The organism is Cellulomonas iranensis NBRC 101100 = JCM 18110 (genome assembly GCF_001552375.1).
GTDB classification, from domain to species: Bacteria; Actinomycetota; Actinomycetes; order Actinomycetales; family Cellulomonadaceae; genus Cellulomonas; species Cellulomonas iranensis.
Map to the genome: position 1 here is coordinate 1 of NZ_BCRB01000084.1, position 15673 is coordinate 15673.

Annotated in this window: 20 protein-coding genes; 19 read left to right on the plus strand and 1 reads right to left on the minus strand. The window is 75.5% G+C overall.

Going from position 1 to position 15673, the window contains the following annotated elements:
• The 17 genes from CS2_RS14870 to CS2_RS19695 form a co-directional block, all read left to right on the plus strand.
• The coding region (locus tag CS2_RS14870) for a flagellar hook-length control protein FliK (RefSeq protein WP_169798658.1) at nucleotides 1–573 on the plus strand (573 nt) is incomplete at its 5' end.
• A 14-nt stretch (nucleotides 574–587) separates the two neighbouring features.
• Nucleotides 588–1055, plus strand: a complete 468-nt coding sequence (locus tag CS2_RS14875) for a flagellar hook assembly protein FlgD (RefSeq protein ID WP_070320581.1) — start codon at nucleotides 588–590, stop codon at nucleotides 1053–1055.
• Between the two features lie 24 nt (nucleotides 1056–1079).
• Nucleotides 1080–2258 carry a flagellar hook protein FlgE gene (locus CS2_RS14880; protein WP_046530116.1) on the plus strand — a complete coding sequence of 393 codons (1179 nt, stop codon included), beginning with the start codon at nucleotides 1080–1082 and terminating at the stop codon, nucleotides 2256–2258.
• 2 nt (nucleotides 2259–2260) lie between these two features.
• The gene (locus tag CS2_RS14885) at nucleotides 2261–2878 is read left to right on the plus strand and encodes a M15 family metallopeptidase (RefSeq protein WP_046530117.1); all 618 of its coding nucleotides are present in this window, start codon (nucleotides 2261–2263) and stop codon (nucleotides 2876–2878) included.
• A 155-nt stretch (nucleotides 2879–3033) separates the two neighbouring features.
• On the plus strand, nucleotides 3034–3315 hold the full coding sequence (locus CS2_RS14890; protein ID WP_306298830.1) for a flagellar FlbD family protein: 282 nt from the start codon (nucleotides 3034–3036) through the stop codon (nucleotides 3313–3315).
• Nucleotides 3315–4094 (plus strand): motility protein A, encoded by a 780-nt coding sequence (locus tag CS2_RS14895; protein WP_070320582.1) that lies wholly within the window; start codon nucleotides 3315–3317, stop codon nucleotides 4092–4094. Before CS2_RS14890 ends, CS2_RS14895 begins: the two co-directional genes overlap by 1 nt.
• Complete coding sequence (locus CS2_RS14900) at nucleotides 4091–4978, plus strand: OmpA/MotB family protein (protein WP_070320583.1); 888 nt, start codon at nucleotides 4091–4093, stop codon at nucleotides 4976–4978. The genes CS2_RS14895 and CS2_RS14900 overlap by 4 nt, the downstream gene beginning before the upstream one ends.
• Before the next feature lie 27 nt (nucleotides 4979–5005).
• Nucleotides 5006–5521, plus strand: coding sequence for a flagellar basal body-associated FliL family protein (locus CS2_RS14905; protein ID WP_070320584.1), 516 nt, complete (start codon nucleotides 5006–5008; stop codon nucleotides 5519–5521).
• 198 nt (nucleotides 5522–5719) lie between these two features.
• On the plus strand, nucleotides 5720–6706 hold the full coding sequence (locus CS2_RS14910) for a flagellar motor switch protein FliM (protein ID WP_226237087.1): 987 nt from the start codon (nucleotides 5720–5722) through the stop codon (nucleotides 6704–6706).
• Nucleotides 6703–7401, plus strand: a complete 699-nt coding sequence (fliN, locus tag CS2_RS14915) for a flagellar motor switch protein FliN (protein WP_046530122.1) — start codon at nucleotides 6703–6705, stop codon at nucleotides 7399–7401. The genes CS2_RS14910 and fliN overlap by 4 nt, the downstream gene beginning before the upstream one ends.
• Nucleotides 7401–7835, plus strand: a complete 435-nt coding sequence (locus CS2_RS14920; RefSeq protein ID WP_070320585.1) for a flagellar biosynthetic protein FliO — start codon at nucleotides 7401–7403, stop codon at nucleotides 7833–7835. Before fliN ends, CS2_RS14920 begins: the two co-directional genes overlap by 1 nt.
• Entirely contained in the window at nucleotides 7832–8728 is an 897-nt protein-coding gene (fliP, locus tag CS2_RS14925) for a flagellar type III secretion system pore protein FliP (protein ID WP_082740269.1), read from the plus strand. The genes CS2_RS14920 and fliP overlap by 4 nt, the downstream gene beginning before the upstream one ends.
• Nucleotides 8728–9000, plus strand: coding sequence for a flagellar biosynthesis protein FliQ (gene fliQ / locus CS2_RS14930; protein ID WP_046530123.1), 273 nt, complete (start codon nucleotides 8728–8730; stop codon nucleotides 8998–9000). Before fliP ends, fliQ begins: the two co-directional genes overlap by 1 nt.
• 10 nt (nucleotides 9001–9010) lie before the next feature.
• Nucleotides 9011–9778 carry a flagellar biosynthetic protein FliR gene (locus tag CS2_RS14935; protein ID WP_046530124.1) on the plus strand — a complete coding sequence of 256 codons (768 nt, stop codon included), beginning with the start codon at nucleotides 9011–9013 and terminating at the stop codon, nucleotides 9776–9778.
• Nucleotides 9775–10929, plus strand: a complete 1155-nt coding sequence (locus tag CS2_RS14940) for an EscU/YscU/HrcU family type III secretion system export apparatus switch protein (protein ID WP_070320586.1) — start codon at nucleotides 9775–9777, stop codon at nucleotides 10927–10929. The genes CS2_RS14935 and CS2_RS14940 overlap by 4 nt, the downstream gene beginning before the upstream one ends.
• Before the next feature lie 3 nt (nucleotides 10930–10932).
• Nucleotides 10933–12990 carry a flagellar biosynthesis protein FlhA gene (flhA, locus tag CS2_RS14945; RefSeq protein WP_070320587.1) on the plus strand — a complete coding sequence of 686 codons (2058 nt, stop codon included), beginning with the start codon at nucleotides 10933–10935 and terminating at the stop codon, nucleotides 12988–12990.
• Nucleotides 12968–14056: a hypothetical protein gene (locus CS2_RS19695; RefSeq protein WP_156442155.1), complete on the plus strand. Its 1089-nt coding sequence runs from the start codon at nucleotides 12968–12970 to the stop codon at nucleotides 14054–14056. The genes flhA and CS2_RS19695 overlap by 23 nt, the downstream gene beginning before the upstream one ends.
• Here the strand turns inward: CS2_RS19695 and CS2_RS14955 are convergent.
• Entirely contained in the window at nucleotides 14029–14736 is a 708-nt protein-coding gene (locus CS2_RS14955; RefSeq protein ID WP_082740270.1) for a DUF998 domain-containing protein, read from the minus strand. The genes CS2_RS19695 and CS2_RS14955 overlap by 28 nt on opposite strands.
• Before the next feature lie 111 nt (nucleotides 14737–14847).
• Here CS2_RS14955 and csrA point away from each other — a divergent pair, with 111 nt between their 5' ends.
• Both csrA and CS2_RS14965 read left to right on the plus strand, forming a co-directional pair.
• The gene (gene csrA / locus CS2_RS19655) at nucleotides 14848–15162 is read left to right on the plus strand and encodes a carbon storage regulator CsrA (RefSeq protein WP_046530127.1); all 315 of its coding nucleotides are present in this window, start codon (nucleotides 14848–14850) and stop codon (nucleotides 15160–15162) included.
• 85 nt (nucleotides 15163–15247) lie between these two features.
• Nucleotides 15248–15673 (plus strand): Hpt domain-containing protein (locus CS2_RS14965; RefSeq protein ID WP_174524312.1); only part of this gene is annotated, 426 nt, incomplete at its 3' end.

The following is a 15673-nucleotide window of genomic DNA, read 5'->3' on the forward strand; positions in this document are numbered from 1 at the left end:
GCGCGCGAGCCGCTCGCGGCGCCGACTGCCGCACCCGCAGCCGCACCCGCGCCCGTCCCGGTCGTGGCGCCCGCGCCCGCCCCGGCTCCCGCCCCCGCGGCGGCGGCCCCCGTCGCCGTGCCGTCGACGCAGCCCGTGCCTGTCGTCCCGCTCGCCGAGCAGCTCGGCGCGCGCCTGCGGTCCGTCGGCGAGCTCGGCACCGGCCGCCACGTGCTCACCGTGCCCGTGGACCCCGAGCACCTCGGCCCCGTCCGGGTGGTCGCGCACATCACGCACGACGCCGTCCGCCTCGACCTCGTCGGCGCGACCGACGCGGCGCGCGAGGCGCTGCGCGGCACCCTCGCCGAGCTGCGGCGCGACCTGCAGGCAGCGGGTCTGCAGGCCGAGCTCGGCCTCGGCGGCCGCGACGAGGCCGGCGGCCGCGCCGGTCAGGACCTCGACCAGGGCCCGGGCGGCCGCTCCGGCCGCCCGGCCGACGGCGCCGTCACCCCGCGCGGCGCCGACGGCGACGCGCCCGCCACCCCCCACCCGACCCCCCGTGCGCGCCCCGGCGCGCTCGACCTCGTCGTCTGACCCCGGAGGACCCGTTGAGCATCGACACGTCGTACGCGCAGGGCAACGTGCCCGTCGGCGGCTCCGGCTCGTCCGGCGCGAGCGAGCCCGTCGACCGGACGTCGCTGGACAAGCAGGCGTTCCTCAAGCTCCTGGTCGCGCAGATGCGCTACCAGGACCCGACCAGCCCGATGGACACCACGCAGCTGATGGCGCAGACCACGCAGCTCAACACGATGGAGCGTCTCGTCGAGCTGTCGGACACCCAGCGCGAGGCGTTCGCGCTGCAGATGCGGTCGTCCGCCGCCGCCCTCGTCGGTCGCGAGGTCACGTGGAAGGACTCCGAGACCACGACGCGCACGGGCGTCGTCACCGCCGTGTCCTACGCCGGTGCGGTCCCGACCGTGCGGGTCGGCGACACCGACGTGCCGCTCGACGCGGTCGCCGCCGTCACGGCGGCCGACCCCACCGCGACCACCCCGCCGACCACCCCCGCCGCCTGACGCGGACCACCGAAAGGAACTCCCATGCTCCGCTCGCTCTTCTCCGGCATCAGCGGTCTGCGCAGCCACCAGACCATGCTCGACGTCACGGGCAACAACATCGCCAACGTCAACACGACCGGCTACAAGTCCTCGCAGGTGGTGTTCCAGGACACGCTCAGCCAGGTCCTCACCAACGCGGGCGCCCCGCAGGGCGGCGTCGGCGGCACCAACCCCGCGCAGGTCGGCCTCGGCGTGCAGGTCGCGGGCATCACGACGAGCTTCACGCAGGGTGCCTCGCAGACCACCGGCCGCAGCACGGACATGATGATCCAGGGCGACGGGTTCTTCGTCGTCCGCAAGGGCGCCGAGACGTACTACACGCGCGCCGGCGCGTTCGACTTCGACACCACGGGCCAGATGGTGCTGCCGGGCGAGGGCGCGCTCGTGCAGGGCTGGGCCGCGGTCAACGGCGTCGTCGACACGAACAGCCCGCTCGTCGACCTCAAGGTCCCGGCCGGCACCACGATGGGCGCGGTCGCGACGACGACGGCGGACACGCTCGGCAACCTGGACTCCTCGGCGGCGGTCGGCACGACCAAGAACCTGCCGATGAAGGTGTACGACGCGATCGGCACCGAGCGCACGCTCACGGTGACGTTCACGAAGGAGGCCGCGGGCTGGACCGTGGCCGCGGGCGACGGGGCGGCGACGGTCGCCGCGCAGCCGGTGACGTTCACGGCGGCCGGTGCGCTCGCGACGCCCGGCACGCTCACGGTCGGGGGCGTCGCGCTCGACCTGTCGAAGGTCACGGGCTACGCGGGTCTCGACACGATCGCGGCGGGCACGCCGAACGGTCAGGCCGCGGGTACGCTGCTGTCGTTCGGCCTCGGCGCCGACGGCACCATCACCGGCACGTTCAGCAACGGCCTCAAGCAGGTCATCGGCCGCATCGCCATGGGGGCGTTCACCAACCCCGGCGGCCTGGAGAAGGCCGGCGGGTCGCTGTTCCGCACGTCGGTGAACTCGGGCGAGCCCATGATCGGCACGGCCGGCACGGGCGGGCGCGGCGGGCTCGCGGGCGGCCGCCTCGAGATGTCGAACGTCGACCTGTCGAGCGAGTTCACCAGCCTGATCATCGCGCAGCGCGGGTTCCAGGCGAACTCGCGCATCATCACGACCTCCGACGAGGTGCTCAACGAGCTGGTCAACCTCAAGCGCTGACGATGCAGGGGATCACCGCGATCGCGGCGCGCATGGCGCAGCTCCGCGAGCTCGTCGAGCCCGCGCCGACCCCGACCGTCGCGTCGGGGTCGGCGTCCGGCTCGACCACTACGGCCACGGCGTTCGCCGACACGCTCGCGCGTGCGGTCGCGACGTACCAGGTGCCGGGCGCCGCGCCCGCCACGACCGTCGACACGTCGCCGTCGTCGGTGCGTCGCATCAACGGCGACATGCTGCCCAACGGCCTCGCGGCGCACCAGAACGGCCGCGTGCCGGACGCCGCGCTGACCCCCGTGGGGGACACCGGGCACCGCCTGTGGCAGCCCGCCGCGCAGCAGCTCACGCGTCTGATCGACGACGCGCGCGCCCAGGGCGTGACCATCGGCATCACGGACTCGTACCGCACGTACGACACGCAGGTCGACCTCGTGCGCCGCAAGGGCCTGTACTCGCAGGGCGGCCTCGCCGCGACGCCCGGCACGTCGGACCACGGCTGGGGGCTCGCGGTCGACCTGCGGCTCGACGACCGCGCGCAGGCGTGGATGCGGGCCAACGCCGATCGGTACGGCTTCGCGGAGGACACGCCGCGCGAGCCGTGGCACTGGGCGTACCAGACATGACGCGCCGCACGCGGGTGAGGCCCGACGCCTCAGCCGCCCGCACGCCCTGCCGATGAGCAGGACGTGCCCCACGGACGGGGCGCACGCGGCGCCGGGCGCCTAGCCCGGAGCCGCCGCACCAGCAGTGACCAGGGACGGGATGTGCCGTGATCGTCGTGACGCGACTCAACGGGGGCAGGTTCGGGGTGAACCCCGACCTGGTCCAGCGGGTGGACAGTGCGCCCGACACCATCCTCACGCTCGTCGACGGCACCAAGCTCATCGTCCAGGAGTCCCTCGAGCAGATCGTCGCGCTCATCCACGAGCAGCGCGCGTCGCTGCTGGCGCGTGCGCGCGACCTCGAGCGGCTCGGGCCGGTGGGCACCGTGCCGGACCTCGACGACGACACCGGTGACGACCCGCCGCCGCCCGTCCCGCTGCGACCGAGGAGCCGCTGATGGACCCCGCGGGCATCGTCGGCATCCTGTTCGCGTTCGGCGCGATCTACACGGCCCTCACCCTCGAGGGCGCCGACCCCATGTCGATCCTGCTGCCGGCGCCGCTCATCCTCGTGTGGGGCGGCACGCTGGGCGTCGGCCTGGCGGGGCACACGCTCAAGGACGCGAAGGCCGCGTTCGCGGCCGTGCCGCGCGCGATGCGGGCCAAGGCGCCGCAGCCGGGCGCGAACGTCGACGTCGTCGTCAAGCTCGCCGAGCGCGCGCGCCGCGAGGGCCTGCTGGCGCTCGAGGACGACGCGCGCCAGGTCGAGGACCCGTTCCTGCGCGAGGGGCTGCAGGCCGCGATCGACGGCACCGACCCGGAGGACCTGCGGGTCATCCTCGAGGACCGGATCGCGACCAAGCGCGCGACCGACCGCGTCGCGTCCAAGTACTTCGTCGACATGGGCGGCTACGCGCCGACCATCGGCATCATCGGCACGGTCATCTCGCTCGTGCACGTGCTCGAGAACCTGTCGGACCCGTCGTCGCTGGGGCACTCGATCGCCGCCGCGTTCGTCGCGACCCTGTGGGGCATCCTCTCGGCGAACGTCGTGTGGCTCCCGATCGGCAACCGCATCCGGCGGATCTCCGACCTCGAGTGCCAGCAGATGGAGATCACGCTCGAGGGCCTGCTCGCGGTGCAGGCGGGCGCCAACCCGCGCCTGGTCGGCGAGCGGCTGCGCAGCCTCGTGCCCGGCGGCGGCGACAAGCCCGACGCCCGGACGGAGGCGGCGTGAGCGCGGCGGGCGGGCGGCGGCGCCGGCACGAGGAGCACGAGGAGCACGTCAACCACGAGCGCTGGCTCGTGAGCTACTCCGACATGATCACGGTGCTCATGGCGCTGTTCATCGTGCTGTTCGCCATCAGCCAGGTCGACCAGGAGAAGTACCTCGCGCTGAGCAAGTCGCTCGCCGCGGGCTTCGGCAACGGCGACGTGCAGGTCTCGTCGACGGTGTTCGACGGCGGCGACGGCGTGCTCGACGGCCAGGCGCCGCAGGACCAGCACGCGCAGGGTGCGGGCACCGCCGGCATGGTGAGCGCCGACCAGGGCCTCGCGGAGGTCGGGCAGATCCCGACGCCCGAGCCGGTCGACCCGCAGCTGCTGGCCGCCGCGCAGGCCGAGGCGTCGCACCTCGAGCAGGTGCGCGAGGCGCTGCGGCAGGGCCTGCTGGCGCAAGGCCTGGACAAGGTCGTGCAGTTCCGCATCGACGAACGCGGCCTGATCCTCGGGCTCATCGCCGACGACGTGTTCTTCGCACCCGCGAGCGCCGAGCTGACGCCCACCGCGCTGCAGGTGCTCGACGTGGCGGCGCCCACGCTCGTCGCGCTGCAGGAGCAGATCGCGATCGAGGGGCACGCGAACGTGCTCCCGGTGTCGGGGCGCTACCCGACCAACTGGGAGCTGTCCGCCGACCGCGCGACCCAGGTGCTGCGGCACCTCGTGGAGAAGGACGGGCTCGCCCCCGGCCGCATCTCCGCGGTGGGGTTCGGCGACGCCCGCCCGGTCGCGCAGGGCATGGACGAGGCGTCGCTGGCGGCCAACCGCCGCGTCGACCTCGTCGTGCTGTCCGACGCGCCGGAGAACGTGCGCGAGCTCGTGCCGACCGTGACGCACGAGTGACCCGACGACCCGAGACGGAGGTGTGACATGCCAGTCGAGCAGCGTGTGGTGTCCCGGCAGAAGATCGGGGGAGGCGGCGGTGGGTCCGCACCCGCCCCGGCCCCGGCGGCCGAGCCCGTGGCCGAGAAGAAGTCGCGGCGCGGCCTGCTGGTCGTGGTGGCCGTGGTCGTGGTGCTGCTGATCGGCGGCGCCGCGGCGTACTTCCTGCTGCTGAAGGGCGACGGTGCGGCCGCGGAGCCGGCACCCGAGCCGACGCCCGAGCTGGGCGCGGTCGTCAAGGTCGAGCCCATCAGCATCAACCTGGCCGACGGGCGCTACCTGCGCCTGGGCCTGGGCCTGCAGCTCACGGCCGACGCGGGCGAGGAGATCGACGCGTCGCGCGCGCTCGACCTCGCGATCGCGCTGTACTCGGGCCGTCCGATCGCCGAGGTCTCCGACCCGGCCACGCGTGACCAGCTCAAGGCGCAGCTCGCCGAGCAGCTCTCCGAGGCGTACGAGGGCGAGGTGGTGGACGTCTACCTGACGAACTACGTCACGCAGTGACGTGACCAGCCGGCGCCACGGAGGGCGCCGCCGTCGCTCCCCGCCGCGCGCGACCGTGCCGCGCGACGCACCGCCCAGGACGGGCGGCGGGAGATCCACCGCACGGTCCGCGCACCCACCGGGCCCGTCGTCGTCCTCGTGCGCGACCCCGCCGCCGATTCTCCTCACGTCCGTGCGGCACCCGCCGATGGGTCGGTCGTGACGCCGTCCCCACCCGCGACCGACGCGCCCGCCGCGCCCGTCGCCACCGACGTGCCCGTGGCACCCGGCTCGTCCGCGCGCCGCCGCGCGCGCGCCGCCGCACCGGTCCCGTACGACTTCCGCCGCCCCCTCACGCTGTCGCGCGAGCACGCGCGCCACCTGTCGATGGCGCTGCAGCGGTTCGCGCGCCTGTGGGGCACGCAGCTCACGGCGCGCCTGCGCGCGCTGGTCCAGGTGACGTTCGACGACGTCACGCTGCTGACCTACGACGAGCACGTCGCGAACCTGCCGACGCCGACCGCGCTGTTCGTGTGCACGGTCGAGCAGCCGCGCGGCACGGCGCTGCTGCAGCTGCCGGTGCCCGCGACCCTGGTGTGGGTCGACTACCTGTTCGGCGGCTCGGGGCTGGGCGACGAGCGCGAGGGGCGCGAGCTCACCGAGATCGAGACGACGCTCGTGCGCGACCTCGTGACGAACGCGCTCGCGGACCTCACGTACACGTTCGCGGCGATCATGCCGCTGCAGCTGTCGGTGCGCTCGATCCAGTACAACCCGCAGTTCGTGCAGGCGGTCGCCGCGACCGACGCCGTGCTGACGGCGAGCTTCACGCTGCGGATCGACGAGAAGCGCGTCGACACCGCGACGCTCATGCTCCCCGCCGAGGCGGTGCTCGCGGCGCTGCGCACCGAGCAGCGCCCCGACGGCGAGACCCCCAACCCGGACCGGCTGGTCCGTGACAAGGCCGACCTCGAGCGCGCGACGCTCGAGGCGCCGGTCGAGGTCGCCGTGCGCTGCACGCCCCGTGTCGTCCACCCGCGGGACGTCGTCGACCTCGCGGTCGGCGACGTGCTGCCGCTGTCCCACCCCGCGAGCCGGCCCCTGGAGGTCGTGGTCGACGACGTCGTGCTCGCGCACGCCGCCGCCGGCACCCACGGCTCGCGGCTCGCCTGCCAGGTCGTGAGCGTCGAGGAGAACCACGCATGAGCACCACGTCCCCCGTCGTCGACACGACCGCGGCCGCCACGGCCGCCGCGGCGCTCGTCCCCGCCGACGTCCCGCTGCAGGTCGCACCGGCCGACGCGGCCCCGCCGGCCGACGCCGCGGCGGTCGTCGCGGGCGTCGTCGGCCGCACGTCGGCCGACGTCGCCCTCGTGCTCGGCCCGCAGGTCGCCGCGGCCCTCGCCGAGGGCACCGACGGCGCCGCGCTCGACCCCGCGGCGGCGCTGCGACCGGCGCTGCAGGCGGCCGCGGCCGCGCTGGGCGACGGCGTGCTGGAGCCCGCGCGGCTGTCGACGGCCGGCCAGGTCGTCACGCCCGAGAGCGACGTCGTCGCGCTCGTCGGCCCCGACGGGCCGCGCGCCTGGCTCGTGGTGCGCGTGCGCCCGGGCGGTGCGCCGGCCGCCGCCGCACCCGCGGTGCCGACGCAGCGGGGCGCCGCGCTGCGCGCGCTGTACGACGTCGAGCTCACGCTCACCGCGGAGATCGGGCGCACGCGCCTGCCGCTGCGTCAGGTGCTCGACCTCACGCCCGGCACGGTCCTCGAGCTCGACCGCGCCGCGGGCGGGCCCGCCGACGTCGTCGTCAACGGGCGCCTGATCGCGCGCGGCGAGGTCGTCGTGGTCGACGAGGACTTCGCGATCCGCGTCACCGAGATCGTCAGCGCGCCGGACGCCGTCTGATGGACGAGCTGCTGCTCGTCGGCCGCGTGCTGCTGTCGCTCGCGTGCGTCGTCGGCCTCGTGTGGTACCTGGCGCGCAAGCTGGGTGCCTCGCGGGGTGCGCACGACGACCGCGAGCCGACGGTGCACGTGGTCGACCGGCAGTCGCTCTCCCGCGGGTCGGGCGTGGCCGTGGTCGCGGTCGGCAGCCGCCGCCTGCTCGTCGGCTTCGGCGAGCAGCAGGTGCAGCTGCTCACCGAGCTGCGCCCCGTGCCCGAGCTCGCGCCCGCGACCACGTCGGCGTCCACGCCCGCCGCCGGGTCGGCGGACGCCGTGCCCACGCCGCGCCCCGCGCCCGACGGCGCCCGCCCCGGCCCGCTCGCGGGCTCGGTGCTGTCCCCGCAGACGTGGCGCGCGACCCTGCGCGCGCTGCAGGACCGCACGGTGCGCCGATGACCCGCCCGGCCCTCGCGTCGCCCGCACCCGCGACGCCTGTCCCGTCGCTGCCGACGGCACCGGCCGTCCGCGACCGGCGCCGCACGCTCGTGCGCGCGCTGCTGCTCGCGCTCGTCGTCGCGGGCGTGCTCGTCGTCCAGCTCGCGCTCGCGGCGCCGTCGCACGCCGCGACCGGGCCCACGCCGCCCGCGGCGCCGACCGCGCCCGAGGCGCCCGGCGTGGGCGAGGTGACGGTGCAGGTCAACGGCATCAACGGCACGCCCAGCGGCTCGATCGTCGTGCTGCTCGGCATCACGCTGCTGTCGGTCGCGCCGTCGCTGATCCTGCTGACCACGAGCTTCACCAAGATCCTCGTGGTGCTGTCCCTGACCCGCAACGCGCTCGGCCTGCAGGGCGTGCCGCCCAACCAGGTCCTCGCGGGCCTCGCGCTGTTCCTGTCGCTGTTCGTCATGGCGCCGGTCGTCAGCGGCGTCAACGACGCGGGCGTGCAGCCCTACCTCGACGGCAGCCTCACGTTCACGCAGGCCGTCGAGGCCGGGCAGGCGCCGCTGCGCGAGTTCATGCTGTCCCACACGCGCGAGCAGGACATCGCGCTGCTCACGCGCGCCGCCGACCGGCCCAACCCCGAGACGCCGGCCGACGTGCCGTTCACGGTGCTCGCGCCCGCGTTCCTGCTGTCGGAGCTGCGGGCCGCGTTCATCATCGGCTTCGTCGTGTTCGTGCCGTTCCTCGTGATCGACCTCGTCGTGTCCTCCGCGCTCATGGCGATGGGCATGATGATGCTGCCGCCGATCATGGTGTCGCTGCCGTTCAAGCTCCTGCTGTTCGTGCTCGTCGACGGCTGGGGGCTGATCGTCACCGCGCTCGTCGGCTCGTACACCGGGGGCGGCTAGTGGACACCAACGCGGTCCTCGACATCGCGCTCGACTCCCTCGTGCTGGCCGCCAAGCTCGCCGCGCCCGTGCTCGTCACCGCCCTCGTCGTGGGGTTCGCGGTGTCGCTCGTGCAGTCCGTGACCCAGATCCAGGAGGTCACGCTGTCGTTCGTGCCCAAGGCCGTCGCCGCGGCCGCGGCGCTGCTGATCGCGGGGCACTGGATGATCACCGAGCTCGTGACGTTCACGCACGAGCTGTACGCGCGCATCCCGTCGCTGCTGGGCGGGTGAGCCGACCCCGATGGACCCCGTCGCCGTCACGCTGCCGATCGCCGCGGTCGAGACCACGCTGCTCGCGGCCGTGCGCATGATCGCGTTCCTCGTGGTCGCGCCGCCGTTCGCGCAGCGCGGCGTGCCCGGACCGGTCAAGGTCGCGCTCGGCACGGGCCTCGCGCTCGCGGTCGCGCCCCGGCTCGAGCAGGTCGAGTCGACCGGCACGGGCGCGTTCGTCGGCGCTCTCGTGCTGCAGGCCGTCGTCGGCGCCGGGACCGGGTTCCTCGTCTACCTGGTGTTCGCGGCGGTGCAGTCCGCGGGGTCGCTCGTCGACCTGTTCGGCGGGTTCCAGATCGCGACCGCGTTCGACCCCATGAGCATGACCAGCGGCGCGCAGTTCTCGCGGCTCTACCAGCTGCTCGCGGTCGTGCTGCTGTTCGCGTCCGACGGCTACCAGCTGGTCGTCGCGGGGCTGCTGCGCACGTTCGACGTGCTGCCGCTCGGGACCATGTTCTCGGCCGCCGGGTTCGCGCAGGGCGCGGCCGACGGCATCACGTCGCTGTTCGTGTCGGCGCTGCAGATCGCGGGCCCGCTGCTCGTCGTGCTGTTCCTCGCCGACGTCGGCCTCGGGCTGCTCACGCGCGTGTCGCCCGCGCTCAACGCGTTCGCGCTCGGGTTCCCCCTGAAGATCCTGCTGACGCTCACGCTGTGCGGCTTCGCGCTGCTCGCGCTGCCCGACCTGCTCGGCGCGCTCGCCGAGCGCACCGCGACCGACGTGCCGGCGGTGCTGCGGTGAGCGGCGGCGGGGGCGGCGAGCGCACCGAGAAGGCCACGCCGCAGCGGCTCAAGGACGTCCGGCGCAAGGGCCAGGTCGGGCGCTCGCAGGACCTCACGGCGTGGGTCGGCCTCGGCGCGGCGGCGCTCATGCTGCCGGGCGTGCTCGGCCGCGCGCGGGGTGCCGCGCTCGAGCAGATGACGCAGGTCCGTGCGGTCGCGTCGAGCGCCGACCCCGCGCAGGCCGTCGAGGTGCTGCGGCAGTCGCTCCAGTCCGCGGGCAGCACGCTCGGCCCCATGTTCGCCGTGCTCGTGGTCGCGACGATCGTCGTCGCCGTCGCGCAGGGCGGCGTGAGCTTCCGCAGCATGAAGCCCAAGTTCGACCACCTCAAGCCCGCGGCCGCCGCGAAGAAGTTCGTCGGCCCGCAGGCGATGTGGCAGGGCGTCAAGACCCTCCTCAAGACCCTCGCGGTCGCGGCCGTGCTCTACGCGGGCGTCCAGACCATGGTGCCGACGCTCATGGCGTCCGGGACGCTGCCGCTCGCGGCCGTGCTCGGCGCCGCGGGCGACGGCGCGTCGGGCCTGCTGCGCGGCGGCATCGCGGTGGGCGTCGCGCTCGCCGTGGTCGACCTGGTCGTCGTGCTGCGGCGCAACCGCAAGTCGACGCGCATGACCAAGCAGGAGGTCAAGGAGGAGAACAAGCGCACCGAGGGCGACCCGCTGGTCAAGGGCCAGATCCGGTCGCGGCAGATGCGCATGAGCCGCAACCGCATGATGGCCGAGGTCGCGACCGCGGACGTCGTCATGGTCAACCCCACGCACGTCGCCGTCGCGCTGCGGTACGAGCCCGGCACGGGCGCGCCGCGCGTCGTCGCGAAGGGCGCCGGCGCCGTGGCGGCGCGCATCCGCGAGCTCGCGGGCGAGCACCGCGTGCCGCTCGTCGAGGACGTCCCGCTGGCCCGTGCGCTGCACGCGGCGTGCGACGTCGGCCAGGAGATCCCCGAGCACCTGTTCACCGCCGTCGCGCGCGTCCTCGCGTTCGTCATGGCGCTGCGCCGCCGTGGCGCGAGCCTCGGCCAGCACCGCCTTCCCGGCGGATCGACGCTGCCGCCCGACACCCCGACCCCGCCCCGAGCCCGGCGCCCGCGCGCCGGCGCCGCCCCCAGGAGCTGACCCGTGCAGAACCGTTCCGTCGCCCGCTTCGCGGTGCCCGTCGGCGTCGTCGGCATCGTGCTGCTGCTCGTCGTGCCGCTGCCGCCCGCGATGCTCGACGTGCTCATCGTCGTCAACATCACGGCGTCGCTCGTGATCCTGCTGACCAGCATGTACGTGCAGAAGCCGCTCGACTTCTCGGTGTTCCCGTCGCTGATCCTCGTGTTCACGCTGTTCCGGCTCGGGCTCAACGTCGCCTCGACGCGCCTCGTGCTGGGGCAGGGCTTCGCGGGCGAGGTGATCGACGCGTTCGGCCACTTCGTGGTCGGCGGGTCGCTCGTCATCGGCCTCGTGATCTTCCTCATCCTCGTGGTCATCCAGTTCGTCGTCATCACCAACGGCGCGGGCCGCGTCGCCGAGGTGGGTGCGCGCTTCACGCTCGACGCGATGCCCGGCAAGCAGATGGCCATCGACGCCGACCTCAACTCGGGCCTCATCGACGAGGACACCGCGCGCCGGCGCCGCGCCGAGGTGTCCGCCGAGGCCGACTTCTACGGCGCGATGGACGGCGGGTCGAAGTTCGTCAAGGGCGACGCGATCGCCGGCATCGTCATCACGGTCATCAACCTGGTCGGCGGGTTCGCGATCGGCATGGTGCAGATGGGCATGTCGGCGGGCGAGGCCATCGAGCGGTTCAGCCTGCTGACCGTCGGCGACGGCCTGGTCACGCAGATCCCCGCGCTGCTGCTGTCGGTGTCCACGGGCATCGTCGTCACGCGCGCGACCGCCGAGGGCGACATGGGCACCGCGGCCGCGTCGCAGCTCACGCAGTCCCGCACGGCGTTGCTCGTCGCGGGCGGCGCGGCCGTCGCGCTCGCGCTGCTGCCCGGCATGCCCAAGCTGCCGTTCCTCGCCGTCGGGGGAGCGCTGCTGGTCGCCGGTCAGCGCATCGGCGCCCGCGAGAAGGCCGAGGCCGCCGCCGCGGCCGAGCCCGCGGTCGCCGAGGTCGCCGCGCCGTCCGCCGAGACGCCCGAGCAGCTCATCGAGCAGATGCGCGTGCACACGCTCGAGATCCTGCTCGCGCCCGACCTCGTCGACCTCGTCGGCACGGGCCCGGACCAGGACCTGCTCGCGCGCGTGCGGGCGCTGCGCCACAAGGTCGCGCTCGACCTGGGCATCGTCGTGCCGCCCGTGCGCACGCGCGACAGCGTCGACCTGCCGCCGTCGACGTACGTCGTGCGCGTCGCGGGCGTCGAGGTCGGCCGCGGCCAGGCGCCCCCCGGGCGCGTGCTCGCCCTCGGGGACGACCTCGCCGCGCTGCCCGGCACGGCGGTGTCCGAGCCCGTGTTCGGGCTGCCCGGCAAGTGGGTGCCCGCCGAGCTGCGGCACGCCGCGGAGATCTCCGGCGCCACGGTCGTCGACCGCGTGTCGGTGCTGGTCACGCACCTGTCGGCGCTCGTGCACGACCACGCCGCGCGGCTGCTCGGGCGCGAGGACGTGCGCGTGCTCACCGAGGGCGTCAAGCAGGTCAACCCGTCGGTCGTCGAGGAGCTCGTGCCCGCGCTGCTCTCGCTGGGCGAGGTGCAGCGCGTGCTGCAGGGCCTGCTCGTCGAGCAGGTGCCGATCCGCGACCTCGGCCGCATCTACGAGGCCCTCACGCTGCGGGCCCGCGTCTCGACCGACCCCGAGGGGCTGGTCGAGGCCGCGCGCTCGGCGCTCGGCCCCGCGCTCGCGGCGCCCTACGTGCAGGAGGGCGCGCTGCGCGTCCTCACCCTCGAGCCCGTGCTCGAGCACCAGCTCGCCGAGAACCTGCGGCCCGGCGACCAGGGCAGCCAGCTGCTGGTCGACCCGCAGCGCCTCGACACGGTGCTCGCGCAGCTGCGCGCCGCGGTCGGTCGCGCCGAGGCCGAGGGCCGCGGGGTCGTGCTCGCGTGCTCGCCCGCGATCCGCCCGGCGCTGCGCCGGCTCGTCGCGCTCGCCGACCCGCGGCTGCCCGTGCTCTCGTACTCCGAGGTCACGGCCGCCGGCGTCCAGGTCGACACCGTGGGGGTGGTGAACGGTGACCACGCGATTGCTGCTTGAGGGCCCCGACCTCGACGAGCTCGTCACGCAGGTGCGCGAGCACCTGGGCCCGGGCGCGCGCATCGTCAGCGCCGAGCGCATCCGCTCGGGCGGGTTCGCGGGGTTCTTCGCCAAGGAACGCTACGAGATGACCGTCGACGTGCCGGACGAGGACGACCGGCCCGTGCGCGCGTTCGCGCACCGGCCCGCCGCACCCGCCCCCGCGCGCGGCATCGAGGACCTGCTCGACGCGGCCGACGCGGCCGACGGCCCCGACGGCCCGCCCGCGCCCGCGCCCGGCGTGTCGACCACGTCGCGCGAGTTCGCGGCGGTCCTCGACCAGGTCCGCTCGCTCGTGGGCGCCCCCGACCCCGACCTCGTGGTGCCCGCGCCCCGCCCCGCCGACGCGGCGCTCGCGGGTGCCGCCGCCGCGCTCGCGCTCGCGCCCGCGGTCCCCGCCCCCGAGCCGCCCCCCGCGCCCCCGTACGCGCCCGGCGTCGGGCTGCGCGCCGAGCTCGTCCGCCTCGGCGTGCCGGTGCGCCTGCTCGACGCGGGGCCCATGACGCTCGGCGCCGTGCTGGGCCGGCTGCCCGCACCGCCCCCGCCGCCGCGCGGCGTCGGGCAGGTGCTCGTGGTCGTCGGCGAGGGCGACGGGCCGCGCGCCGTGGCCCGCACGCTCGCGGTGCGGTGGGGGCTGCCCGACGGCCGCGTGCACGAGCTCGACGCGTCCGGCGCCGTCACGGCACCGGCCCGCGACGGGGGCACCGCGCAGGTCGTCGCGCTGCGCGTCGGCACCGAGCACCACGACCGCGCGCGCGCCGCGCACGCGCTCGCGGGCCTCGGCGCCGACCAGGTGTGGGCCGTGACGGACGCGCGCACCAAGTCCGCCGACGTCGCGGCGTGGGTGGCCGCGGTCGGCGCCGAGCGCCCCGTGGACGCGCTCGCGGTGCACGGCCTGCTCGACACCGCGGCACCCGGCACCGTGCTGGAGCCCGGTCTGCCGGTCGCGTGGGTGGACGGCGTCCCGGCGTCGCGCCTGGTGTGGGCCGCCGCCCTCGGTCAGGAGCTCGACGCCGCGCTCGCGTGAGCGCGCCGCCGGACCAGCACCGTGACGCCCGCGGCCACGGCCCACACGAGGATCGGGTAGGCGGCGAGCCGCTCGACCAGTCCGACGAGCCGCTCCGGGACGACCGTCACCCCCAGCACGAGCGCGGTCGCGCCGAGCGCGCCGAACCCGACGCCCAGCACCCCGAGGCCGCGCAGGCCGGGCGTGCGCGCGAGCGACGCGCCCAGCGTCAGCAGGCCGGCGAGCCCGCCGACGATCGCGACGGCCGCGGCCGGCACGTGCGCCGCGCTCACGTCCTCGGGGCTCAGCCCGACCACGAGCTCGCCCACGCCCGCCACGCCGATCAGCGCGAGGCCGACGCGCCCCGCGGCGCCCCGGGCCAGCACGGGTCGCAGCAGCAGCGCGCCGAGCAGCAGGCACGCACCCGTGGCGACCCACGAGACGTTCGCGGCGACGTGCCACGGCGAGCACACGTCGCGGCCGCGGTGCTCGCCGCAGCCCGCCGCGCCGAGGTCGCTGATGGTGTTCGAGAGCACGCTGTACGGCGTCGTCCACGCCGCCCGGACCACCAGCAGCACCACGAAGTAGTGCGCGACCGCGACCCACGCGGCCGCGCCCGCGAGGACGCCACCGCCGGTCAGGGCGCCGCGCGAGGGTCGGGCGGCCGCGGGGACGGACGGCACGGGGGTCGGGGCGCTCACCCGGGCACCGTACCCAGCCCGCGGCGGACCGGCCGCACCCGTCGCTCGCCACGTCCCGACGCGCGCGGGACGCCGGCCGGGCCGCCGCGGGCGCCCTGTAGTCTCGCGGGCATGCTCGTGCTCACCCGTCGCGTCGGCGAGAGCGTCGTCATCGGCGACGACGTGGTCGTCACGGTCCTCGAGGTCCGGGCCGACGGCGTGCGGCTGGGCATCGACGCGCCGCGCCACGTGCGCGTCCACCGCTCCGAGGTGCTCGACGCGGTGCGCGAGGCGAACGCCGCCGCCGCGCAGGCCGGCGACGCGGACGCCACGGCCGCCGCGGCGCTGCGCGACCTGCTGCCGGGCCACCGGTCGGCGCCCCGCGCCGACGCACCCGGGGCCGCGGACCCGTCGGCGCCGGACGCCGGCGGCACGCCCCGCGGCTGAAGACGGCCCGCACCCCTCAGACCTCGGGCCCGGCGGCCGATGTGCGGGGCGTCGGGTGCGTGCGCACCCAGCCGGGGAGGTGCACATGGACGACGTCGACGAGATCGTGCGCGAGTTCCTGGTCGAGTCGCAGGAGAACCTCGACCAGCTGGACCGCGACCTGGTCGCGCTCGAGGAGCAGCCGGGATCACGCCCGCTGCTGAGCAGCGTGTTCCGCACGATCCACACGATCAAGGGCACGAGCGGGTTCCTCGCGATGCACCGCCTCGAGCGGCTCACGCACGCGGGCGAGAGCCTGCTGGTCGAGCTGCGCGACGGGCGCCGCACGATGGACCAGCGGACCACCGACGTGCTGCTCGCGATGGTCGACCGCGTGCGTGACCTGCTGACCGCGATCGAGCGGGACGGCACCGAGGGCGACGTCGAGGTCGACGAGGTCGTGGCCCTCGTCGAGGCCGTGCGCGCCGAGGAGCCGCAGCCCGCGGGCGCCGCGCCCGCCGCCGCACCCGTC